General features: G+C 68.9%; 19 protein-coding genes and 2 pseudogenes. 13 read left to right on the plus strand and 8 right to left on the minus strand.

Annotated features, from left to right (window positions below; all coding sequences use genetic code 11):
- Positions 1 to 907: pyroglutamyl peptidase (locus tag ACRDP3_RS13010; RefSeq protein ID WP_431517066.1), on the plus strand; the 907-nt coding region annotated here is incomplete at its 5' end.
- A 21-nt stretch (positions 908 to 928) separates the two neighbouring features.
- On the opposite strand, the gene ACRDP3_RS13015 is transcribed toward ACRDP3_RS13010, so the two are convergent.
- Positions 929 to 3,121, minus strand: a complete 2,193-nt coding sequence (locus ACRDP3_RS13015; RefSeq protein WP_431517067.1) for a protein kinase domain-containing protein — start codon at positions 3,119 to 3,121, stop codon at positions 929 to 931.
- A gap of 396 nt (positions 3,122 to 3,517) precedes the next feature.
- Here ACRDP3_RS13015 and ACRDP3_RS13020 point away from each other — a divergent pair, with 396 nt between their 5' ends.
- The 3 genes from ACRDP3_RS13020 to ACRDP3_RS13030 all read left to right on the plus strand — a co-directional run bounded on the left by ACRDP3_RS13020 (position 3,518) and on the right by ACRDP3_RS13030 (position 5,179).
- A complete protein-coding gene (locus tag ACRDP3_RS13020) occupies positions 3,518 to 3,982 on the plus strand; it encodes a PaaI family thioesterase (RefSeq protein ID WP_431517084.1) in 465 nt (154 codons plus the stop codon).
- A 40-nt stretch (positions 3,983 to 4,022) separates the two neighbouring features.
- Entirely contained in the window at positions 4,023 to 4,250 is a 228-nt protein-coding gene (locus tag ACRDP3_RS13025) for a hypothetical protein (protein ID WP_431517068.1), read from the plus strand.
- Between the two features lie 338 nt (positions 4,251 to 4,588).
- Positions 4,589 to 5,179, plus strand: a complete 591-nt coding sequence (locus ACRDP3_RS13030) for a hypothetical protein (RefSeq protein WP_431517069.1) — start codon at positions 4,589 to 4,591, stop codon at positions 5,177 to 5,179.
- Positions 5,180 to 5,315: 136 nt separating this feature from the next.
- Here ACRDP3_RS13030 and ACRDP3_RS13035 read toward each other — a convergent pair whose 3' ends face one another.
- On the minus strand, positions 5,316 to 5,732 hold the full coding sequence (locus ACRDP3_RS13035; protein ID WP_431517070.1) for a hypothetical protein: 417 nt from the start codon (positions 5,730 to 5,732) through the stop codon (positions 5,316 to 5,318).
- A gap of 199 nt (positions 5,733 to 5,931) precedes the next feature.
- A pseudogene (locus ACRDP3_RS13040) lies at positions 5,932 to 6,276 on the minus strand (response regulator transcription factor); the annotation flags it as partial.
- A gap of 107 nt (positions 6,277 to 6,383) precedes the next feature.
- Between ACRDP3_RS13040 and tnpA the strand changes: the two are divergent.
- Positions 6,384 to 6,617: pseudogene (tnpA, locus tag ACRDP3_RS13045) on the plus strand (IS200/IS605 family transposase); the annotation flags it as partial.
- 139 nt (positions 6,618 to 6,756) lie between these two features.
- On the opposite strand, the gene ACRDP3_RS13050 reads toward tnpA, so the two are convergent.
- Positions 6,757 to 8,241: an FG-GAP repeat protein gene (locus tag ACRDP3_RS13050; protein ID WP_431517071.1), complete on the minus strand. Its 1,485-nt coding sequence runs from the start codon at positions 8,239 to 8,241 to the stop codon at positions 6,757 to 6,759.
- A gap of 410 nt (positions 8,242 to 8,651) precedes the next feature.
- On the opposite strand from ACRDP3_RS13050, the gene ACRDP3_RS13055 reads away from it, so the two are divergent.
- The gene (locus ACRDP3_RS13055; RefSeq protein WP_431517072.1) at positions 8,652 to 9,539 is read left to right on the plus strand and encodes an aminoglycoside phosphotransferase family protein; all 888 of its coding nucleotides are present in this window, start codon (positions 8,652 to 8,654) and stop codon (positions 9,537 to 9,539) included.
- A 171-nt stretch (positions 9,540 to 9,710) separates the two neighbouring features.
- On the opposite strand, the gene ACRDP3_RS13060 is transcribed toward ACRDP3_RS13055, so the two are convergent.
- Positions 9,711 to 10,154, minus strand: a complete 444-nt coding sequence (locus ACRDP3_RS13060; protein ID WP_431517073.1) for a PIN domain-containing protein — start codon at positions 10,152 to 10,154, stop codon at positions 9,711 to 9,713.
- A complete protein-coding gene (locus tag ACRDP3_RS13065) occupies positions 10,151 to 10,414 on the minus strand; it encodes a CopG family transcriptional regulator (RefSeq protein ID WP_431517074.1) in 264 nt (87 codons plus the stop codon). Before ACRDP3_RS13065 ends, ACRDP3_RS13060 begins: the two co-directional genes overlap by 4 nt.
- A 113-nt stretch (positions 10,415 to 10,527) precedes the next feature.
- On the opposite strand from ACRDP3_RS13065, the gene ACRDP3_RS13070 reads away from it, so the two are divergent.
- The 7 genes from ACRDP3_RS13070 to ACRDP3_RS13100 all read left to right on the plus strand — a co-directional run bounded on the left by ACRDP3_RS13070 (position 10,528) and on the right by ACRDP3_RS13100 (position 15,616).
- Entirely contained in the window at positions 10,528 to 10,734 is a 207-nt protein-coding gene (locus ACRDP3_RS13070; protein ID WP_431517075.1) for a hypothetical protein, read from the plus strand.
- A gap of 210 nt (positions 10,735 to 10,944) precedes the next feature.
- A complete protein-coding gene (locus ACRDP3_RS13075; protein ID WP_431517076.1) occupies positions 10,945 to 11,766 on the plus strand; it encodes a maleylpyruvate isomerase family mycothiol-dependent enzyme in 822 nt (273 codons plus the stop codon).
- Positions 11,767 to 11,808: 42 nt separating this feature from the next.
- Positions 11,809 to 12,648: an alpha/beta fold hydrolase gene (locus tag ACRDP3_RS13080; RefSeq protein ID WP_431517077.1), complete on the plus strand. Its 840-nt coding sequence runs from the start codon at positions 11,809 to 11,811 to the stop codon at positions 12,646 to 12,648.
- A gap of 142 nt (positions 12,649 to 12,790) precedes the next feature.
- Positions 12,791 to 13,147, plus strand: coding sequence for an ArsR/SmtB family transcription factor (locus ACRDP3_RS13085; protein WP_431517078.1), 357 nt, complete (start codon positions 12,791 to 12,793; stop codon positions 13,145 to 13,147).
- A complete protein-coding gene (locus ACRDP3_RS13090) occupies positions 13,144 to 13,401 on the plus strand; it encodes a hypothetical protein (RefSeq protein WP_431517079.1) in 258 nt (85 codons plus the stop codon). Before ACRDP3_RS13085 ends, ACRDP3_RS13090 begins: the two co-directional genes overlap by 4 nt.
- Positions 13,402 to 13,651: 250 nt before the next feature.
- Complete coding sequence (locus ACRDP3_RS13095) at positions 13,652 to 13,924, plus strand: MMPL family transporter (RefSeq protein WP_431517080.1); 273 nt, start codon at positions 13,652 to 13,654, stop codon at positions 13,922 to 13,924.
- Between the two features lie 123 nt (positions 13,925 to 14,047).
- Positions 14,048 to 15,616, plus strand: a complete 1,569-nt coding sequence (locus tag ACRDP3_RS13100; protein ID WP_431517081.1) for a multicopper oxidase family protein — start codon at positions 14,048 to 14,050, stop codon at positions 15,614 to 15,616.
- Positions 15,617 to 15,674: 58 nt separating this feature from the next.
- Here the strand turns inward: ACRDP3_RS13100 and ACRDP3_RS13105 are convergent, their stop codons facing one another.
- Together ACRDP3_RS13105 and ACRDP3_RS13110 are read right to left on the minus strand one after the other, a co-directional pair.
- Positions 15,675 to 17,003 (minus strand): hydroxyacid-oxoacid transhydrogenase, encoded by a 1,329-nt coding sequence (locus ACRDP3_RS13105; RefSeq protein ID WP_431517082.1) that lies wholly within the window; start codon positions 17,001 to 17,003, stop codon positions 15,675 to 15,677.
- 113 nt (positions 17,004 to 17,116) lie between these two features.
- Positions 17,117 to 17,672 (minus strand): helix-turn-helix transcriptional regulator (locus tag ACRDP3_RS13110; protein WP_431517083.1); only part of this gene is annotated, 556 nt, incomplete at its 5' end.

Below are 17,672 nucleotides of genomic sequence, written 5' to 3' on the forward strand. Positions count from 1 at the left end.
GTACTGGGCGCGGCTGGGGATGACGGGGGCGCTGCGGCAGTGGCGGCCTGGCTTCGAGCTCTCCGATTCCCAGCGAACGGCACTGAGTGACCGGCTGGAGCGCAGCTCGCGTGGTCAGGACGCCATCGAATTCCCGGGCGGGAAGGAAAGGGGCCTGAAGCGGGTGCTGGTGACGGGCTTCGACCCGTTCACGCTGGATGAAGACATTCGGATCAGTAATCCGTCCGGGGCCGGCGCGCTGGCACTGGACGGCACCGTGGTGCGCACCAAGGCCGGTCGGGTCAGGATCGAGACGGCCATGTTCCCCGTACGCTGGGCGGACTTCACCCGCGGCATGGTCGAGCAGGCGCTGCGGCCTCACTTGCCGAAGGTGGACCTGTTCACCACGGTCAGTCAGGGTCGGCCCGGCCGGTTCGACATCGAGCGCCACAACGGGGCCTGGCGGGGGACTTTCCCCGACAACGACAACATCTCGGCCTCCGGGACCATCCCCGTGCCCGCCGGCACTGCGCAGCCTCAGTGGACGACCACCACGCTTCCCTACCAGGACATCGTGTCCGCCCCGACGGGCCGCTTCCCGGTGAAGGACAACACAGAGGTGGTCGAGATCCCGGCGGGTGAGAGTGAGCCGGTAACGCGGCCGGGTGGTCCGACCGAGGGCTCCACCGCACGTAAGGGCGGTGGCGGGGACTACCTGTCCAACGAGATCGCCTACCGTGCGACGCTGCTGCGCGACCGGCTCGGTCTGAGTATTCCGGGCGGCCATGTGCACACCCCTGTCCTCGAGTTCGGTTCGGGCAACACCGACCCGGCCACGGGAACGATCACCGATCCGGAGTTCCTCCAGAATCGGCGGGACATCATCGACCAGGTTCGCTCGATCATCCGGGTAGCGGCCGAGCACTGACACCGTCCTGTGCGAGTGAGGTCACCTGGCCTTCGCGGTTCTCCACAGCCGCACCTTGCCGTCGTCGGCCGCGGTGGCGAGGAGCCGGCCCCCCGGGCTGAAGGCCAGGTTCCGCACCTCCGACGTGTTCCCGGTCAGGACGGCGCGTGGTTCGCCGCCGACCAGATCCCACAGCCGCACCTCACGCCAGTGAACGGTGGCGAGTGTCTTGCCGTCCGGGCTGGACGCCACCTCATCGGTCGAGGTGAATCCCCCGGCGGTGAGGGGGTCCCCCTCGCGGCCGCCGGCCACATCCCACCGTCTGACCTTGTCGTCCGCACTGGAAGTGACCAGGGTCCGGCCGTCCTCACTGAACGCCACGCCCGTGACGCTCTTGGGGTGGGGGAAGGTGTGGCGTGCCTTGTGGCCGGCCACGTCCCACAGTTTCGCCGTGGGCTGCGTACCGCCGTCGGGTTCGTAAGCCGCGGAGGCCACCGTCCGGCCGTCCGGGCTGAAGGCGACGCTCCACACCGGCAGGCCGTGGTCGAGGGTGGCGAGCGCGCGGTCCTTGCGGCTGTGGGCGTTCCACAGCCGCACCTTGCCCTCCTCGCCGCCGGTGGCGAGGAGCTTGCCGTCCGGACTGAACGCGACGTCTCTGACCGGATGCGAGGAACTCGCGGTGAGGGTGGCGATCTGCCGACGCTCGGCCACATCCCACAGTCCCACCGTGCCGTCACCGGCGACGGCGGCGAGCATCTTGCCGTCGGGGCTGTACGCCACACTGGAGATCCTCTGCACTTGTTCCCGGCCGTCCTCGTTGTGCTGGGTGAGGGTGGCCCGCTGTTTGCGCCCCGCTACGTCCCACAGCCGCACCATGCCCTGCTGGACACCGGCGGCGAGCGTCTTGCCGTCCGGGCTGAACGCCACGTCGCTGACCGAGTCGCTCTGACTGGTGAGCGTGGTCGTGGGTTTGAGCCAGGGAGGCGAGCCCCGGTCGGGCTCGTACAGGGGAAGGAAGAACGCGATCGCGACGGCCACGAGGAGCAGGCTGCCGAGCAGGATCCAGCCGGTGGGTACACCTGCCCCTCCCTGAGCGAGGGCGCCGAGGGCCGCGTGGGGATTCTGGGAGTACGGACCCGGCGGGGAAGCGCTCGGCGGGTGACGCGGCTTCCCCTGTGCCGGGTCCTGCCTCGTGGGAGGCGGCGCGGGCGGTCCGACGGCGTCGGGCGGGCCTGACGGGACGGGGGCAACGGGCTGAGACCCGGGCTGAGTCGGCGCTGAGTGGACGTCGACGACGGTGCCTTCCGCCGTGGCCCGGGCCGGGACGCTGCGGCGGCAGAGCCGGATGACCTCGGCGGGGGTGGGCCGCCGCTGAGGGTCCTTCTCCAGGCAGCGGGCGGCGACCGTACGGAGGGGCTCAGGGCAGTCGTCGAGGTCGGGATCCTGTTCGAGGATGCGGTAGGTGACGCTGTGGCTGCTTCCGCCGCCGAAGGCGAGTCGTCCGGTGGCCGCGAAGTGCGCGACGAGTCCGAGGGCGAAGACGTCGACGGCTTCGGTCAGGTCCTGCCCTCTGATGTATTCGGGGGCCATGTACGCGGGCGTTCCCGCGCGCATCCCCGTACCGGTCACCGAGGTGACGTCCGCGGCGCGTGCGATACCGAAGTCGATGACCTTGGGTCCCTCGGCGGTGAGGATGATGTTGGAGGGTTTGAGGTCACGGTGGATCACGCCGGCGGCGTGGATGGACTGCAGGGCTTCGGCCACCCTGGCGATCAGCCCCAGTGCCGCGTCGACCGGCAGTGGATCTCCCCCCGGACTTCCTCCGGGGGGACCCCCCTCGTCCACGGCGTGCTGAAGGGACGGCCCGGGAACGTACGCCGTGGCCAGCCAGGGCTCGTCGGCCCGCAGGTCCGCATCGACGACGGGCACGGTGTAGAGCCCCTGAACCCGCCTGGCCGCGGCCACCTCCTGCTCGAAACGCTTGCGGAACGATCGGTCGCCCGCGTACTCACGGTGCACGAGCTTGACCGCCACCTCGCTGCCGGCCGGCGTGTGCCCCAGATAGACGCGGCCCATCCCGCCGGCGCCCAGGACCGCCTCCAGCCGATACGGACCGACCTCGGCCGGATCGCCGGGCCCGAGCGGCTGATGCGGCGGCGGTGTGGTCGGCCAGCCCGGTCGCTGTCCCCCGCTGACCGGCGGAACTGCCGGGCGGCCACGGCCTGGTTGAGACATGCCGACCGTCCCCTCCCCCGTGCGTCTGCGTCCACCCCGCGACGTCCGCCGCCTGATGCGAGCGGACCGCCCGGCGATCCCGGCCATGGACCGCCCCCGGCTACCAGGTCCAGGCTTCGCCGAGGGTCCGAGCGAGCCACAGAGTAGACGACCCCGTCAGCCCTGAACAGATCTCCCAAGCGCCGGAGCGGCCGCGGGACTTTGATGCCTCCGCCTTCCGGGACAGTCCGACTCGACCTGGCACGCGCCCCATGTGGCCGTCGGCCTCCTGGCCCGTACCGTCCTGAGGATCCGGCCGCAGCCACACGTGTCGTCACCCGCACCAGCGGTGCCATGATGACCGCCATCGGCGGGTTCTTCCTGCTGGAACGCCTGGCCTGCGGGACACCGGCCGCGATGACCGCCCAAGGAGAACTCGTGGAAGATCACACGCAGCAGGAACAGGCGAGTCCCGAGGTGCAGAAGCGCATCCAGGACAGTTTCGACCGGCAAGGGCTGATGGGCCATCTCGGAGCCCGCATATCCCACATCGGACCGGGGTGCGTGCGCATCGTGCTGCCCAGCCGGCCCGAAGTCACCCAGCAGGACGGCTACTTCCACGCCGGCGCCACCAGCTCCATCGCCGACACCGCGGGAGGCTACGCGGCCTTCACTCTCTTCCCGGAGGACACGGCGGTACTCACCGTGGAGTACAAGGTCAATCTCCTGTCACCCGCCGTCGGCGAGTACATCGAGGCGGTAGGGACGGTCCTGAAGCCTGGACGCACCCTGACCGTGTGCAGGCTGGAGGTCTTCGGCGTCAAGGACGATCAGCGGAAGCTCGTCGCCACCGGGCAGCAGACGCTGATCTGCGTGAGCTGACCGGAGCCACCGACACAGCGGTCACGGAAGGAGGTTGCTGATGAGTGACGCCGCCGATGGGCTCCCGGCCTGGGTGACCTGGCAGCGCCGGCCGTTTCCCGACGCCAACCTGCTCCTGCTGCATGGACGCCAACCGGCTCTCGTCGGCGCCGTCGTCCAACGCGACGGACGGCTGCACGCAGCCGCCGAGCACACACCGGTCGCGGCGGAAACGCTGCAAGTGCCCTACCCCCGCGCATGGCCGGCTGCCACGACGAGACGACGATGACAGAAGCCCCAGAACTGCTCCGCCGTACAGGGGAGGGAACGGGGAACGTGCCGGGGTGAGCGGCTCGCCTTGCGCCAACCCCTCTTACCATCTGATATGAAGTGTCCCACTCGATACACGTATGCCCTCCACGGATGACGACCCGGGGAGCATCGCTGCGTTCGGACCCTGCGTCGCGATGGCGCGCGACGCGACAGCCGAGGGAGACCATGGGTTGGACACTCACACGCCGGGCGGCTGCGGCGGCCGCTCTCGTCGGAGCAATCGCCATCGTCCCGGCGACTCTGCCGCCGGCCGGCGCCGAAACGCGGACCGGGACCACGCCGGCATTCGAGACCGTGGCTGCGAAGCGGCCCGGCCCGCACACGCCACCACCACCTCAACTCCCGCGTGATTTCCGCGGGAAGGGCAAGTGGGTCGTCCGGGATCTGGGCATCACGGTCCCGTTCACCTGGCAGGGAAAGAACGGCGACAGCCAAATGATCGCGGGAGGCCCGCAGTACCCGATCTGGTTCACGAACCTGATCTATCGGAACACGCTCTACACGCTGACCTACAAGTGGCCCAACCTGAGGGAGCACCCATGCTCCAAGATCCCAGGTTTCAACCTGCGCCGGTTGAACGAGGGACTCAAGACCTCGCGGTTCGTCGGGCGGGAGATCCTGCAGCGGAACCCGAATCGGCACGTGAACCACTGGAGGGTCGGTGTCGTCCTGCCGAAGCTGCCTCCGGGGAAGTTCCTGCGGTTCCCGCTCGCACTCGGCGACATCTACGTGGACCAACAGAACCGGAACACGTTCTGGCAGGTGCTCCAATTCGGTGTCCAGAACCTCTACGACCCTGAGTTGGACGAGTGGCTCATGATGGATACGTTCGAGCACAAGCCCGGAAGGGTCACGCTGCCCCGACGGTGCTCGCCACCACCGTGACCTGAGGTCCGCCTGCAAACTGAACGCGACGCTGTGCAGCTGCGGGATGGAATGGCGGCACGGCTTTGCCACCTGAACTGAAGGCGCCGCGCCGCCGTTCCCTTTACTCCGATTCAGGGAGCTGGGAGGGCTACGGTCAGCCCTGGATCCTGTAGGACGCCTTCCGGATCGTGGTGTAGCCCTTTTCGATGTATATGGTGAAGGTGTACGTCTTGCTGTCCGAGAGGTTCCAGTCGCAGTTCCTGTGCGTCCCTGCCTTGGAGACCATGCAAGTAGATGCTCCGCCACTGCCCGATACCGCTTGGACCATAACCCAGTATCCGTCTGCCTTGGTGTCGTAGACGGTTATGACGTCGCCGTAGTCGCCATAGAAGAACTTTCCTCCTGTGATGGAGTGGCTCTCATCGGCTTGCGCCGGGGCGGCGGAGATGAAGCCGCCCCCCACCAGGGTTGCGGCGGCGATTGTTGCCGCGACGACCGCTCTCTTGATTTTGCCAAAGTTCACGAACTTTGCCCCCTTTTCAAGGCTGAATTTCCAGCTGAGTGACCACATTTACTTCCCTGTCCCTGTTGAGCAAGGGGACGGGGATCACTCTTTGTCGCCAGCAATAGCGGCGAAGTCACGGACAAAAGTACGCGACATGATTCTTCATGCCACCCCTTTCGTCTTTTCTTGGCGTGAAAGTAGCACGGTGAGTATCAGCGGCAAGCACGCTTCGGCTGTCGCCGAAATGTTTGCGCGAGCTTGGTGCTCATCCCGGGGACACGAACCCGGACTCGTACGCCGCGTTGACCGCTTGTGTGCGGTCGCGCGCGCCCAACTTCGCCAGGACGGCGTTGACATGGGACTTGACCGTTTCGGTGCCGACGATGAGCCGCGCGGCGATCTCGGTGTTCGTCAGACCACGTGCCATCAGCCGCAGCACCTCTTCCTCGCGCTGGGTCAGCGCGGCACGGTCCATCGCCGTGCGGGCCGCCGGATTGCCCGTAGCCCTTGCCGTACTCGGCGGCCAGTTGCCGGACCGCGCCGGGAACAGCAGGGAGTCGCCCTCCGCCACCAGGCGCACGGCATGCACTATCTCCGCGGGGCGGGTGCGGTTGCGGACCACCGAATGGAGCCGGCTCCGAGCCACCCTGTCCGACAAGGGCTACGTGCCGGCACAGGCCGAGAACGGCCGCTGGCTCGTCGACGGCGCGAAGGCCGAACAACCACGTCCACCTCCTGGTGAACTTCCCACCCAAGGTGGCCCTGTCGAAACTGGTCAACAGCCTCAAGGGCGTCAGCTCCCGCAGACTCCGCCAGGAATACCCCGAACTGGTCCGGCACTACTGGCGGGCACAGCGCCTGTGGTCCGGCTCATACTTCGCCGGATCCCCGGGAGGCGCCCCGCTGTCCTCCGTGAAGCAGTACATCGAACAGCAGAACCAGCCGATCTGAGCTGAGGCCAACAGCACGGACCCGCGGCCGGGCGGCACGGGCGAGAGCGAGCGACGACTGAGCGCGGGGATCGTGCGGTGTGGGCCGCAGGATCCCCGCGCTCGACCATCTGACTCCCCAGCTCTCCTGGAAGCTTCCGCTACTCGTCGATCGCCGCCCCGAACTGCGCGTTGGCCACCGGTGCCCCGAGGCGTGCCCCGTCGTAGGTCCAGGTGCCGTTGGCGACCAGCCCCGACGACGACGCGGGCAGGACCCATACGAAGCCGTCGTTGGTGTTCTCGCCCGGTGCCGCCGCCAGCAGACCGAAGAGGCCGTCCTTGTCTGCGTCGAGCAGACGCACCTGGCCGCCCCAGCGGTCCGAGGCTTCCGCCACGCCGGGGATATCGGGGTGGTTCTGGTCGAAGCTGCGTGCCCCGGTCGCCGTCAGCCCGCCCGGTGCGCCGCGCAGTGTCCAGACGGCACCCGCGTTGGAGGTGGAGCCGATGTCCTCCCCGGGGGCGCCGATGGCGAGGTCGGGGCGACCGTCGCCGTTGGTGTCGCCGGAGGACATCTCGGCGCCCCACAGGTCGCCGGCCTCGGCACTGCCGGGGACGCCCGGGGAGTCCTGCGTCCATGTCTGCGCCGGGGCCGGATCGAGGCCGGAGAGGTCGCCCTTGCCCAGGTAGACGGAGACGGATCCGCCGACGGGCGAGCCGACGCCCGTGTCGCCGATGGCCAGGTCGTCCTGGCCGTCGTGGTTGAAGTCGCTGGAGGTGACCGCGGGACCGCCCTCGAACACGCCTCCGTCACCCAGTGCCTCGACGTCGGGTGCGCCGTGCAGTACCTGGGTGGCGCCGACGCCCGGCTGGTCGCCGGTGGTCACTCCGGAGATCGCCAGGTCCGCCCAGGGGTCCTCGTTGTAGTTGCCGTGGCTGAGGCTCCGGAGAGCGAAGCCGTCCTCCGCCGGGGCCATGTCCAGAGCCTGGACTCCCTTGTCGGCCGACTTCAGCGTCTGGGCCGGCGCCTCCGGCGGTACGGTGAAGAACAGCAGCGTGTCGTTCTCCAGGACGGCGATGCTGTCGCGCGGGTTGGCGTACGGGTCCGCCGGGTCCGGGGCGAGGAACCGGGCCGCTTCGATCGCACGCCCGAAGTTCGCGCCGGCCCGCATCTCGTCGGAGTTTTCCAGCCAGGTGCTCTCGGTCCCGTGCAACCCGGTCGGCGAGCCCCAGAAGACGATGGCGCCGCCCGCGTTGGACAACCCTGCCAGGTCCTCGCCGGGGATGCCGACGATCGCGTCGTCGTATCCGTCGTTGTCCAGGTCGCCGGAGGCCACGGCCCGCCCGAGGCCGTCGCCGGCCTCGGCACCGCCCGGGACGGTCGAGGTGTTCTGGTTGAAGACGCTCTTCTTGGTGGTGCTGATACCGCTTGACGAGCTGTACTGCACGGTGACGGAGCCGGCGCCGCTGACGCCGCTCACCGTGGCGCCCGGGGCGCCGGTCAGCACGTCGTCGAAACCGTTGCCGTCGAAGTCGCAGTTGCGCTGCTGCCAGCCGATGGACGGAAAGGGCTCGTCGGCCTGCGCGGCCGGGGCCGTTATCACGGCCCCGCCACCGAGGGTGAGGAATGTCGCGGCCGTGAGAGCCACGCTTCTGATGTAACGCACAGGAGAACCTCCATGGTCGCCTACGTTGCCTACGGCGTCCTGCTCAGCCGCGGGTGGACTGTGCGCGGGCGGGGCGCCGCCGCGGTACGGCGTGGAATCATGTGCGGCCTTGCCCGTCGGGTGGCGCGGTGACCGCGATGCCCGTATCGCAGTTATCTAAGAGACATCCGACGTTCGTCCAGGGTTGTACGCCTCGCCGGACTGTCGTCGCCCGGTCCTCTGTGTGACGGGACGGCCGGGAGCCGGCCTGATGGCGGGCCCGGACGAGGAGCCCTGCCGCGCGACCGCAACGCAAGGTGACCGATGACATCAAGGGCCCTGTCCACGGGTTGCGTTGACAAGCCTCCCAAGTCCTCCATGCCACATGGTGGAATTCTGCTCAGGAGGTTTCCATGGGTGCCGGCAAGATGCATGCCGACGAGGTGAGCGTCGACTCATCTCTTGTACAGCGGCTCATCGCCGCTCAGTTTCCGCGGTGGGCCGGCCTTCCCGTGGAGCCGATCGACTCCGCCGGCACATCCAACGCCATGTATCGCCTCGGCCCGGACATGGTCGTACGACTCCCCCGCCTCCCGGGTGCCGCCGGTGACGTGGAGAAGGAACACAGGTGGCTGCCACGGCTTGCCCCGTTGCTTCCCTTTCACGTTCCCGTTCCGCTGGGCAAGGGATCGCCCGCTCTGTCGTATCCCTGGCCCTGGTCCGTGTACCGATGGCTCGACGGTGAGAATCCGAGCGTCGGACGCATCGCCGAACCCGGCCTGCTCGCCAAGGACCTGGCGGAGTTCGTCACCGCGCTGCACCGGATCGATCCCACGGACGGGCCTCCCTCCTACCGCAGTGAGCCCTTGGCCGACCGGGACACCGCGACACGCGCCGCGATCGCGGAACTCCGTGGAATCGTCGACACCGAAGCGGCCACCACCACCTGGGAAGCGGCCCTGCGGGTTCCGGAGTGGTCCGGCCCGGCAGTCTGGCTCCACGCGGACCTGCAGCCGGGCAATCTGCTGATGGACCGCGGACGGCTCAGCGCCGTCATCGACTTCGAGTGTCTGGGGCTGGGCGATCCCGCCGTCGACCTGATCTCGGCGTGGTACCTGCTGCCGGCCGACGCGCGGGGCGCCTTCCGGGCCGCCCTGGCGGCTGATGACGCGGCCTGGGCACGAGGTCGCGGCTGGGCGCTGTCGACAGCGCTCATGGAACTCCAGCACTACCGGCAGACGAATCCGGTCATGGCGACCATCGCCCGGCATGTCATCAGGGAAGTCCTCCTGCCAACGTGACCCGGCCCTGAAGGACGGCCCCAATCCACCTGGCCGGTCCTGCCGGCAGCCGTCCAGGGAATCCCCCGGGACGTTGTCGGTGGGACACCCGCCCAGACCTGTGCGCGGCCGCGGTCCAGGCAGCGCGCCCAAGTCGCGTACGTCCAGGGCTGCAACAGCCTCCGACCCCGCTCAGAGTGGAAGGTCATCCGGCAGGATGCGAAATGCCTTCGAGCGGCCGAGGGGGCGTACGGCACGGAAATCGCGGCGGTCCAGCGTGAGGATCGCATCCGTGTCGTAGTCGGCAGCGAGGGCGACGTTCACAGCGTCGGCCAAGTCGAGATCGAGTGCCAGATAGCGGGCGCGTACGGACTGGGCGATGCCGAGATGGTCTTCAGTGATCTCAGGTACCGAAACCCGGCCGCGTCGCATCCAGCCGCGGATGTCGTCGATCGCGCTCACTGCAGCATCGCGGCCCAGTTCCCGGGTGGCCACATGGTCGAGTTCGGCGAGTAGCAGGGGAGACATGACGAGCAGGCCGGCAGCCATGATCGCCTCACTGGCAGCCTCACTCTCGGGATGAGTTGAGTCGAGAGCGGCCAGCAAACCGGAGGTATCGGCGATGACGATGATCACGTGGCAGTCCCGGGCGAGTCGATCTCACCTCGGACGGCATCGGCAACAACGTCGCGGACTTCCCCCTTGGTGAGAGTGCGCCCAGGACCTTCGAAAGTGCGGGAGAAGAGCGGCTCGTCCCACGCCCGGTTGGCCATCGCTGCGAGATGGATGCCCTGGCGGATGATCTCGGCCTCGCTGACACCCCGGCGCTTGGCCGCCTCTTTGATGATCGCGAGGTCTTCCGGATCGGCGTAGACGTTGGTTCGCTTCATCGGCATGTACCAATGATAGACCATGTACCAGGTTGATGTACGTACCTCTTGAGGGGTACACCACTTCCACGCCTCCAGCGCCACCAGGACGAGCCCTCCTCCTCGTACGCGCCCCAGGAGTGAGCTTCTACCGCCGTCAGACCAGCTCAGGCCTCCGAACCGGATCGGCTGAGACCGCCGACGCCAGCACCGACCTGATCCTCGCCCGCGATGACGGGCGGTTGCACGTCCTTTCCCGGGACCCGCGCGACCAGGAAGCGCTGGTGCCGAGCCGGGCGGAGGGCAAGGAGGGCGTCCACGACAGGCTCGTCGACCTGCTGACGTAGGGGCTGCCGATCGACGGCTGACAGCCCGCAGGGCTCGATATGTCACATTGCGCGGCCCGATTTCTGCATCTGCCCAGGTGAGCGCTGTGGGATCGGGCTGCTCAAGCTCTTGTCGCAGCCTCCGTTGCCTGGTTGTGTACCGCGAGCGATCCCGAACCGGTCCGGGGCTGCACAATCTGCCGTGGGTCCCAGGGTGACGAGGAGAGCGACGTGGAATCAGCGACAGGGCAGGAAGCACAGGGCGCTCTGCCCGAGGGACTTGGCGACGCGATAAGCGGTACCGCCGAGGAAATCGCCACGCTGCTGCGCGGGGTCGCCGACACGAGTCTTCCCGTACCCCGGTCGGAGTGGACCGTCGGGGAGGCGGCAGCACATCTGGCACAAGCGAACGAACTGATGGCCGACCTCGCGGCCGGGAACGAGCGCAGCTACGGGGACGGCACGCCGCAGAGCCTGGCCACGGCCAATGAACGCGCGCTCGCCCAGTTCGACGAGCGCGAAGCCGAGCCGCTGGCCAGGATGATCACGGAACAGGCCGGCGCCTTCCTCAAGGCGGCGGCACAACCAGCGGCGCAGGGCACGCTGGTCACCCCGATGGGACCGATGGACCGGGCCGTACTGGGCTCGTACCTGCTGACGCACATGCTCGGCCACGGCTACGACCTCGCCCGCGCGCTGCGGCGTCCGCACATGATCGACCGCGCCCGGGTCGAGCTGACCCTGCCCTTCTTGATCGCGGCCATGCCACGAGTCACCGACGCCGCCGCCACCGCCGGGCTGACCGTCCGCTACACGATCCGCCTACGAGGCGGTGCCCGCTTCGGCGTCACCTTCACCGACGGAACGGTGGCGGTGAGTCCGCAGCCGCCGAGCCGCCCGGACTGCACGATCCTCTGCGAGCCGGCCACCTTCCTTCTGATGGCCCTCGGCCGCCGCGACCCGCGGGGCGCCATCGCGCGGGGCCACATTCTCGCGTGGGGCCGCAAGCCCTGGCTCGCTCCCCGCTTCCCGGCACTCTTCACGGCGCCCTGAAGTCGGTTGCCGTGCTCGGAGCACCGCGACAGGATCCTCGCCATGCCCACCTTCTGCGCACCTGACGGAACCGACCTCGCCTGTCACCTGTTCGGAGAGGGCGTCCCGTTGATCTGCCTGCCGGGCGGCCCGATGCAGGACTCCGACTACCTGGGTCAACTCGGCGGCCTGTCGGCGCATCGGCAGCTGATCATGGTGGACCCTCGGGGCACAGGCCGGTCCGCGATACCGGAGGACGCCGCCTCCTACCGGTGTGACCGGCTTGTCGATGATGTCGAGGCTCTGCGCGAGCACCTCGGTCTTGCCCGGTTGGACCTGCTCGCGCACAGCGCCGGGGCAAACCTCGCGGCGCTGTACGCGGCCCGGCACCCGGAACGCGTCGGCAAGCTCGCTCTGATCACTCCGAGCACCTACGCCGTCGGCATCGCGGTCACCGGGGAGTCCCGGCTCGAGATCGCGCGGCTCCGCAAGGACGAGCCCTGGTTCGGAGCGGCCTTCGCAGCGCTGGAAACGATCGTGGCCGGTAACGCCACCGAGGGCAGCTGGCAGGCCATCGACCCCTTCTTCTACGGCCGGTGGGATGCGGCGGCACAAGTCCATCATGCGTCCCAGGACGGCCATCGGAACGAGGAAGCCGCAGCCGCCTTCGGCGCCGAGGGTGCCTTCGACCCGGAGGCCACTCGCGCGGCACTCGCCGAGGTCGATTCGCCGGTGCTGCTGCTTGCCGGTGAGACCGACCTGAACTCGCCTCCGGGCGTCGTGGCCGAATACGCCGAGCTGTTTCCGAACACCGAGCTCGTCGTTCAGCCAGGAGCAGGCCACTTTCCGTGGCTCGATGACGCAGACCGCTTCGTGGCGACGACCGCGACCTTCCTGGGATGAAGGCCGCACGAGCAGTGGGTTCCCACCCCCGTGCCCGCCCCTGAGGGTCCCCTAGATCTCCCTGATATGTGTCAGGTTTCTTTGACAGGTGACTCCGGGGGGTGTCAGCTATGAGTGACAGGTACGGAGGAAGGGGGTCCCGATGGCCGGAGTCCCGGCCCCGCAGCCGAGCGGAGACGAGCTGCTGAAGGTCTTCGGGGCGCTCGGCAATCCGCATCGGATGCGGATCGTCGCAGCCCTCGTCGACGGAGGCCGCAACTATGTGAGCCGACTCGCCCGCGAGCTGGGCATCGGCCGCCCGCTGCTGCACATGCACCTGCAACGGCTGGAGGCGGCCGGACTCGTCACGGGCGAGCTGGAGCTGTCGGAGAGCGGCAAGGCGATGAAGTACTTCGAGGCGACGCCCTTCTGCTACGCGCTGACCCCCGAGGCCGTGGCGGAAGCCGCGCGGACGATCACCGAAGAAGCGAGAGAAACCGTGAAGGAGACTGCGCGATGAACGGAGCGGAGTGGGCGGGAGTGGTCGGCGCCGGCGGCGTCTTCCTCCTCCTCATCGTGGTGGTCTGGCAGATCGCCGCGACGTGGCGGGCCCGCATGCTGGCCTCCCGTGAGGAGCAGTACAAGCAGCTCGCGGCGAAGTACACGGAGCTGCTGGAGGACAACGTCGCACTTCAGCGGCGCACCCTCGAGGAGCTGACGCAGGCCCGCACTTCGATCACGTCGATGGAGAAGATGATGCGCGAGATCGAATAGCCGTACGTGCGGTGGTACGGCCGGGAGCGGTAACTCCCGGCCGTACGTATGGAGAACACATCCCAGGCACATTCCACCCGTAGGCCGCGGCAGGTCGGCAAACCAGTACGCCGCGGTGCGGGTCCCGTGCGCCCCGAGCCGGTCATCGACCGGCCGTGCTCCACACGAGGAGACTACTCATGAACGCGTTCTTCCAGCGTGCCGCGAACGCCCCCGGGGACCGTCGCACGAAATGGCTCGCGCTGGCGGCGTGGCTGATCCTGGCGTCGCACTCGCCGCGACCTTCGCGGTCTTCGCCGGACTTCCACTGGTGACCATGGCCCAGATGGGCGTCATCGTCGGCATCGGCGTCCTGCTCGACACCGGCCTTGTCCGAACGGTCCTGGTCCCCGCCCTCGCCCTCGACCTCGGCCGCTGGTTGTGGTGGCCCGGCCGCCTCTGCCGGGTCCCGGAGCGGAACCCCGCGGCGGAAACCCCCACGCCGAAGGCGATGGGGGAGGACCGGACCCCCGAGCACGCCTGAGCCCTGCCGACCGTACGAGGCCCGGAGCCGGCCACCGGAGCGAAGCGTCCGGTGGCCGGCGGCCCCGCCCCTCCCACCGTGGATCGGTCCGCGACTGATCAACCGACCCGAGGACCCGGATACATGTCTGCTTCCCGTTCCCGCCGCCCCGTCCGCCGCAGGATCCTCCTCGCGGCCGGAGGCGCCGCATTGACCGCCGGCGCCGGCTGGGGAACCAACTTCGTGCTCGCCTACAACCGCCGCGACCGAAGCAACGTCGGCAAGCTCGGCTTCCGCAATCCGCTGAAGATCCCGGAACTGCTCGACCCGGCGCCCTCCGCCGACGGGCTCAAGACCTACGAACTCGAACTCGCCCCGGGACAGACCGAGTTCCTTCCCGGCAAGAAGACCGACACCTGGGGCGCGAACGGCACCTACCTCGCACCCACCCTGCGGGCCCGCGAAGGCGACAAGGTCTCCTTCTCCATCCGCAACGAGCTGCCGGACGCCACGACCCTGCACTGGCACGGGATGCATCTGCCGGCCGTGATGGACGGCGGACCGCACCAGATGATCCCGGCGGGCGCGACCTGGCGGCCGGGGTGGACCGTGCGGCAGCCGGCCTCCACTCTCTGGTACCACCCCCATCCGCACGGCTCCACGGGCTCGCACGTCTACCGGGGTGTGGCCGGAATGATCATCCTGGATGACCGGCACTCACTCCGCTCGGGGCTGCCGGGCGACTACGGCGTGGACGACGTCCCGCTGGTGATCCAGGACAAGAACTTCCACGACGACGGCTCACTGGACTTCACCGAGACCACCCTCAGCGACGACTTCGCCGGAGCGGACGACGTCGGCGTGCTCGGCGACACCGTCCTCGTCAACGGCACCCACGACCCGCACTTCGAGGTCACCACGCAGCGCGTACGCTTCCGGCTGCTCAACGGATCCAACGCCCGCGTCTACCGGTTCGGCTTCCCCGACGACCGCACGTTCCATCTGGTCGGCGTCGACAACGGACTGCTCGAGCGCCCGCAGGCGCTGACCCGGCTACGGCTGGCGCCCGGCGAACGGGCCGAGATCGTCGTGGCGTTCAGGCCCGGTGAGGAGGCGGTCCTGCGCAGCTTCCGGGCCGACCTCGGGGTCGAGTTCCCGAGCGGCCGCTTCTCCGGCGGCGACGACACCTTCGACATCATCGCGCTGCGTGCGGCGAAGACCCTGAAGGAGTCCCCCGAACTGCCCGTCCGGGTCCCCGGCGCACCGGCCGCGATCAAGGTGCCGGAGAACCCGGTGACCCGGAAGTTCCGATTCAGCGGTACCCGGATCAACGGCAAGGACATGGCGATGGACCGGGTCGACGAAGTGGTGCCCGCCGGGACCACCGAGATCTGGGAGATCGAACGGGTCGACGGCCTGGTCCATGCCTTCCATATCCACGGCGCCACGTTCAATGTCCTCGACGTACTCGGCGAGGAGCCGCCCGTCTCCATGCGCGGTCCGAAGGACACCGCCTATCTGCCGGGCACAGGCACGATCAGACTGGCCGTCCGGTTCGGCACCCTGACCGACGACAAGCGGCCCTTCATGTACCACTGCCACATCCTGCGCCATGAGGACAACGGAATGATGGGCCAGTTCCTGGTCGTCGAACCCGGCCGCGAGGACAAGATCTCCAAGTCCCTCCAGAACGGCGCCGGCTCGCACCACTGAGAGCTGCGGACACGTCGCGGTGGCCCACGCGGCGGTCATGCCGGCCAGGGCAGCGTGGTCACCAGTTCTGGATCGAGTTGCGGAGGATCCGCTCGATCTCCTCCTCGCCGACCGGACGGGGGCAGGTGGACAGGAGCCGCTGCTGCTTCATCGTGCCGGGCACCAGTTCCGGTACGTCGCTCTCGCCGTAGCCGACGGCGCCGATGCCGTTCGGAATGCCGATGTCACGCATCAGATCGACGAGGACACGCGGCAGCTGCTCCGCGGGATCGGAGAGCTTCTCCTTGTCCGGCGCCAGCAGCTCCGCCGCCCGCAGATGCCGCTCGGGGGCGGCCGGGAAGCTGAACCGGAACGCCTCCGGAGCGGTCAGCGACACCGCCTGGCCGTGCGGCACCATCGGCTCGTCCTGGGGGTATCCGGCGGGCCTGTAGTCCTTCACCATGCCGGCGATCGGATATCCGTTGGCATGCGGAATGTGGACGCCGGCGTTTCCGAATCCCATGCCGGCGAAGGTGGCGGCCATCATCATGTCCGTACGCGCTCGGGGGTCCTCGGCCCCGTGGTGCACCGCACGGCGGAACGACTGCGCGATCAGCCCCATCGCCTTCTCACACCACAGGTCGGAGACCGGGTTGGAGCCGCAGTACGTCACCCTCTCCTCGGGCTTGCGCCGGGCGGAGTCGGCGTACCACTTGGCGGTGTAGGACTCCAGCGCGTGGCAGACGATGTCCATGCCCGCCGCGGCGGTGACTTCGGGCGGCAGGCTCATGGTGAGCAGCGGATCGACGACGGCCAGGGTGGGGCGCAGGCGCCAGTGGCTGATGCCGGTCTTGACCTTCATCGACAGGATGTCGAGTACGCACATGGCCGTGCTCTCCGCCCCCGTGCCCGCGGTGGTGGGGACCGCGACCAGCGGCTTGAGCTGCTGCTCCGGCACCCTTGCCCGGCCGATCGGCTTGTTGACGTAGTCCGTCAGCTCGCCGGGGCAGGTGGTCAGCAGGTTGACCGCCTTGGCGGTGTCGATGGCCGACCCGCCGCCGACCGCGACGAATCCGTCCCATGGCCCCTGGGCGTCGGCGTATTCGACCGCGGCGGCGAAGCTCGCGTCGGTCGGCTCGACGCGCACCCCGTCGAAGACCGTCGCGGTGATGCCGTAGCGCTCCAGGCTGTCCACGATGCGCTGCGGGATCCCGAGGGCGCTGACGCCCGGGTCCGTCAGGACCAGGACGCGCCGCGCTCCGTACTGGGCCAGGTCGGAACCGATCTCGTCGGAGGCGCCCGCACCGAACTTCAGGGGCGGTGCGCCCCAGGTGAAGATGGTCTCTTCGGTCACATCGGCGTTGCCGTGGTCGCCGGTTTCGCCGTTGTCACGGTTGTTGTCGTTCATCCGGAAGTGCGCCTCCGCTCGCGGGTGAGGACGGATCGGGCCGCCGCCGCCTCATCGGCGGGGGCCGGTCGGGGCAGTATGACCGTACGGACGGGGTGGGGCCGAGGGGGGAGTCACGCCGCGAGGGTGTTGTGGGGGCTGACCCCGTAGACGTCCTGGTAGAGGGCGGCGAAATTACCGGGGTTGGGGAAGCCCCAGCGCGCGGCGATGGTGGCGACCAGTCCGGCTGACCCGCCGTCGGCGGGGTCGGCGGCGAGGAGGTCGAAGTGGGCCCGGTCCAGGCGTGCTCGGCGCAGGTGGCCGAGTGGGCTGGTGCCGTAGTGGATGCGGAAGGCATACCGCAGGGCGCGTGGGCTGACGTGGACGGCCGCGGCGATGTCGGCCACGGAGATGTCGGTGTGCGCGTTCTCCTCGATGAAGACGGCCGCCTTGCGCATGGTGTCAGGGGTGGCGTCGTTGCCGTCCGCGGGAGTGGGCTCGGACCAGGCGGTGTTGGGAAACGTGTTCAGGGCGGTGGCGGCGAGCAGCCGGGCGGCCTGGCCGACGATGAGGGGCTGGGCCGCGACGTCGCCACGGACCAGGATGCTGTCGCGGACGTAGGCGAGGGTGTTGTTCCAGCTGTCGGCCAACGCGGGTGTGGCGGGTGTGAAGCTGGTGAAGTACGGGCCG

This window comes from Streptomyces sp., from assembly GCF_050698815.1.
GTDB lineage: Bacteria > Actinomycetota > Actinomycetes > Streptomycetales > Streptomycetaceae > Streptomyces.

Coding starts and splice junctions, on each gene's coding strand:
- ACRDP3_RS13090 (WP_431517079.1), top strand. CDS start 13,144: ATGAACGGAGCGGAGTGGGCGGGAGTGGTCGGCGCCGGCGGCGTCTTC.
- ACRDP3_RS13100 (WP_431517081.1), top strand. CDS start 14,048: ATGTCTGCTTCCCGTTCCCGCCGCCCCGTCCGCCGCAGGATCCTCCTC.
- ACRDP3_RS13080 (WP_431517077.1), top strand. CDS start 11,809: ATGCCCACCTTCTGCGCACCTGACGGAACCGACCTCGCCTGTCACCTG.
- ACRDP3_RS13020 (WP_431517084.1), top strand. CDS start 3,518: ATGACCGCCCAAGGAGAACTCGTGGAAGATCACACGCAGCAGGAACAG.
- ACRDP3_RS13055 (WP_431517072.1), top strand. CDS start 8,652: ATGGGTGCCGGCAAGATGCATGCCGACGAGGTGAGCGTCGACTCATCT.
- ACRDP3_RS13105 (WP_431517082.1), bottom strand. CDS start 17,003: ATGAACGACAACAACCGTGACAACGGCGAAACCGGCGACCACGGCAAC.
- ACRDP3_RS13065 (WP_431517074.1), bottom strand. CDS start 10,414: ATGCCGATGAAGCGAACCAACGTCTACGCCGATCCGGAAGACCTCGCG.
- ACRDP3_RS13015 (WP_431517067.1), bottom strand. CDS start 3,121: ATGTCTCAACCAGGCCGTGGCCGCCCGGCAGTTCCGCCGGTCAGCGGG.
- ACRDP3_RS13025 (WP_431517068.1), top strand. CDS start 4,023: ATGAGTGACGCCGCCGATGGGCTCCCGGCCTGGGTGACCTGGCAGCGC.
- ACRDP3_RS13085 (WP_431517078.1), top strand. CDS start 12,791: ATGGCCGGAGTCCCGGCCCCGCAGCCGAGCGGAGACGAGCTGCTGAAG.
- ACRDP3_RS13035 (WP_431517070.1), bottom strand. CDS start 5,732: ATGTGGTCACTCAGCTGGAAATTCAGCCTTGAAAAGGGGGCAAAGTTC.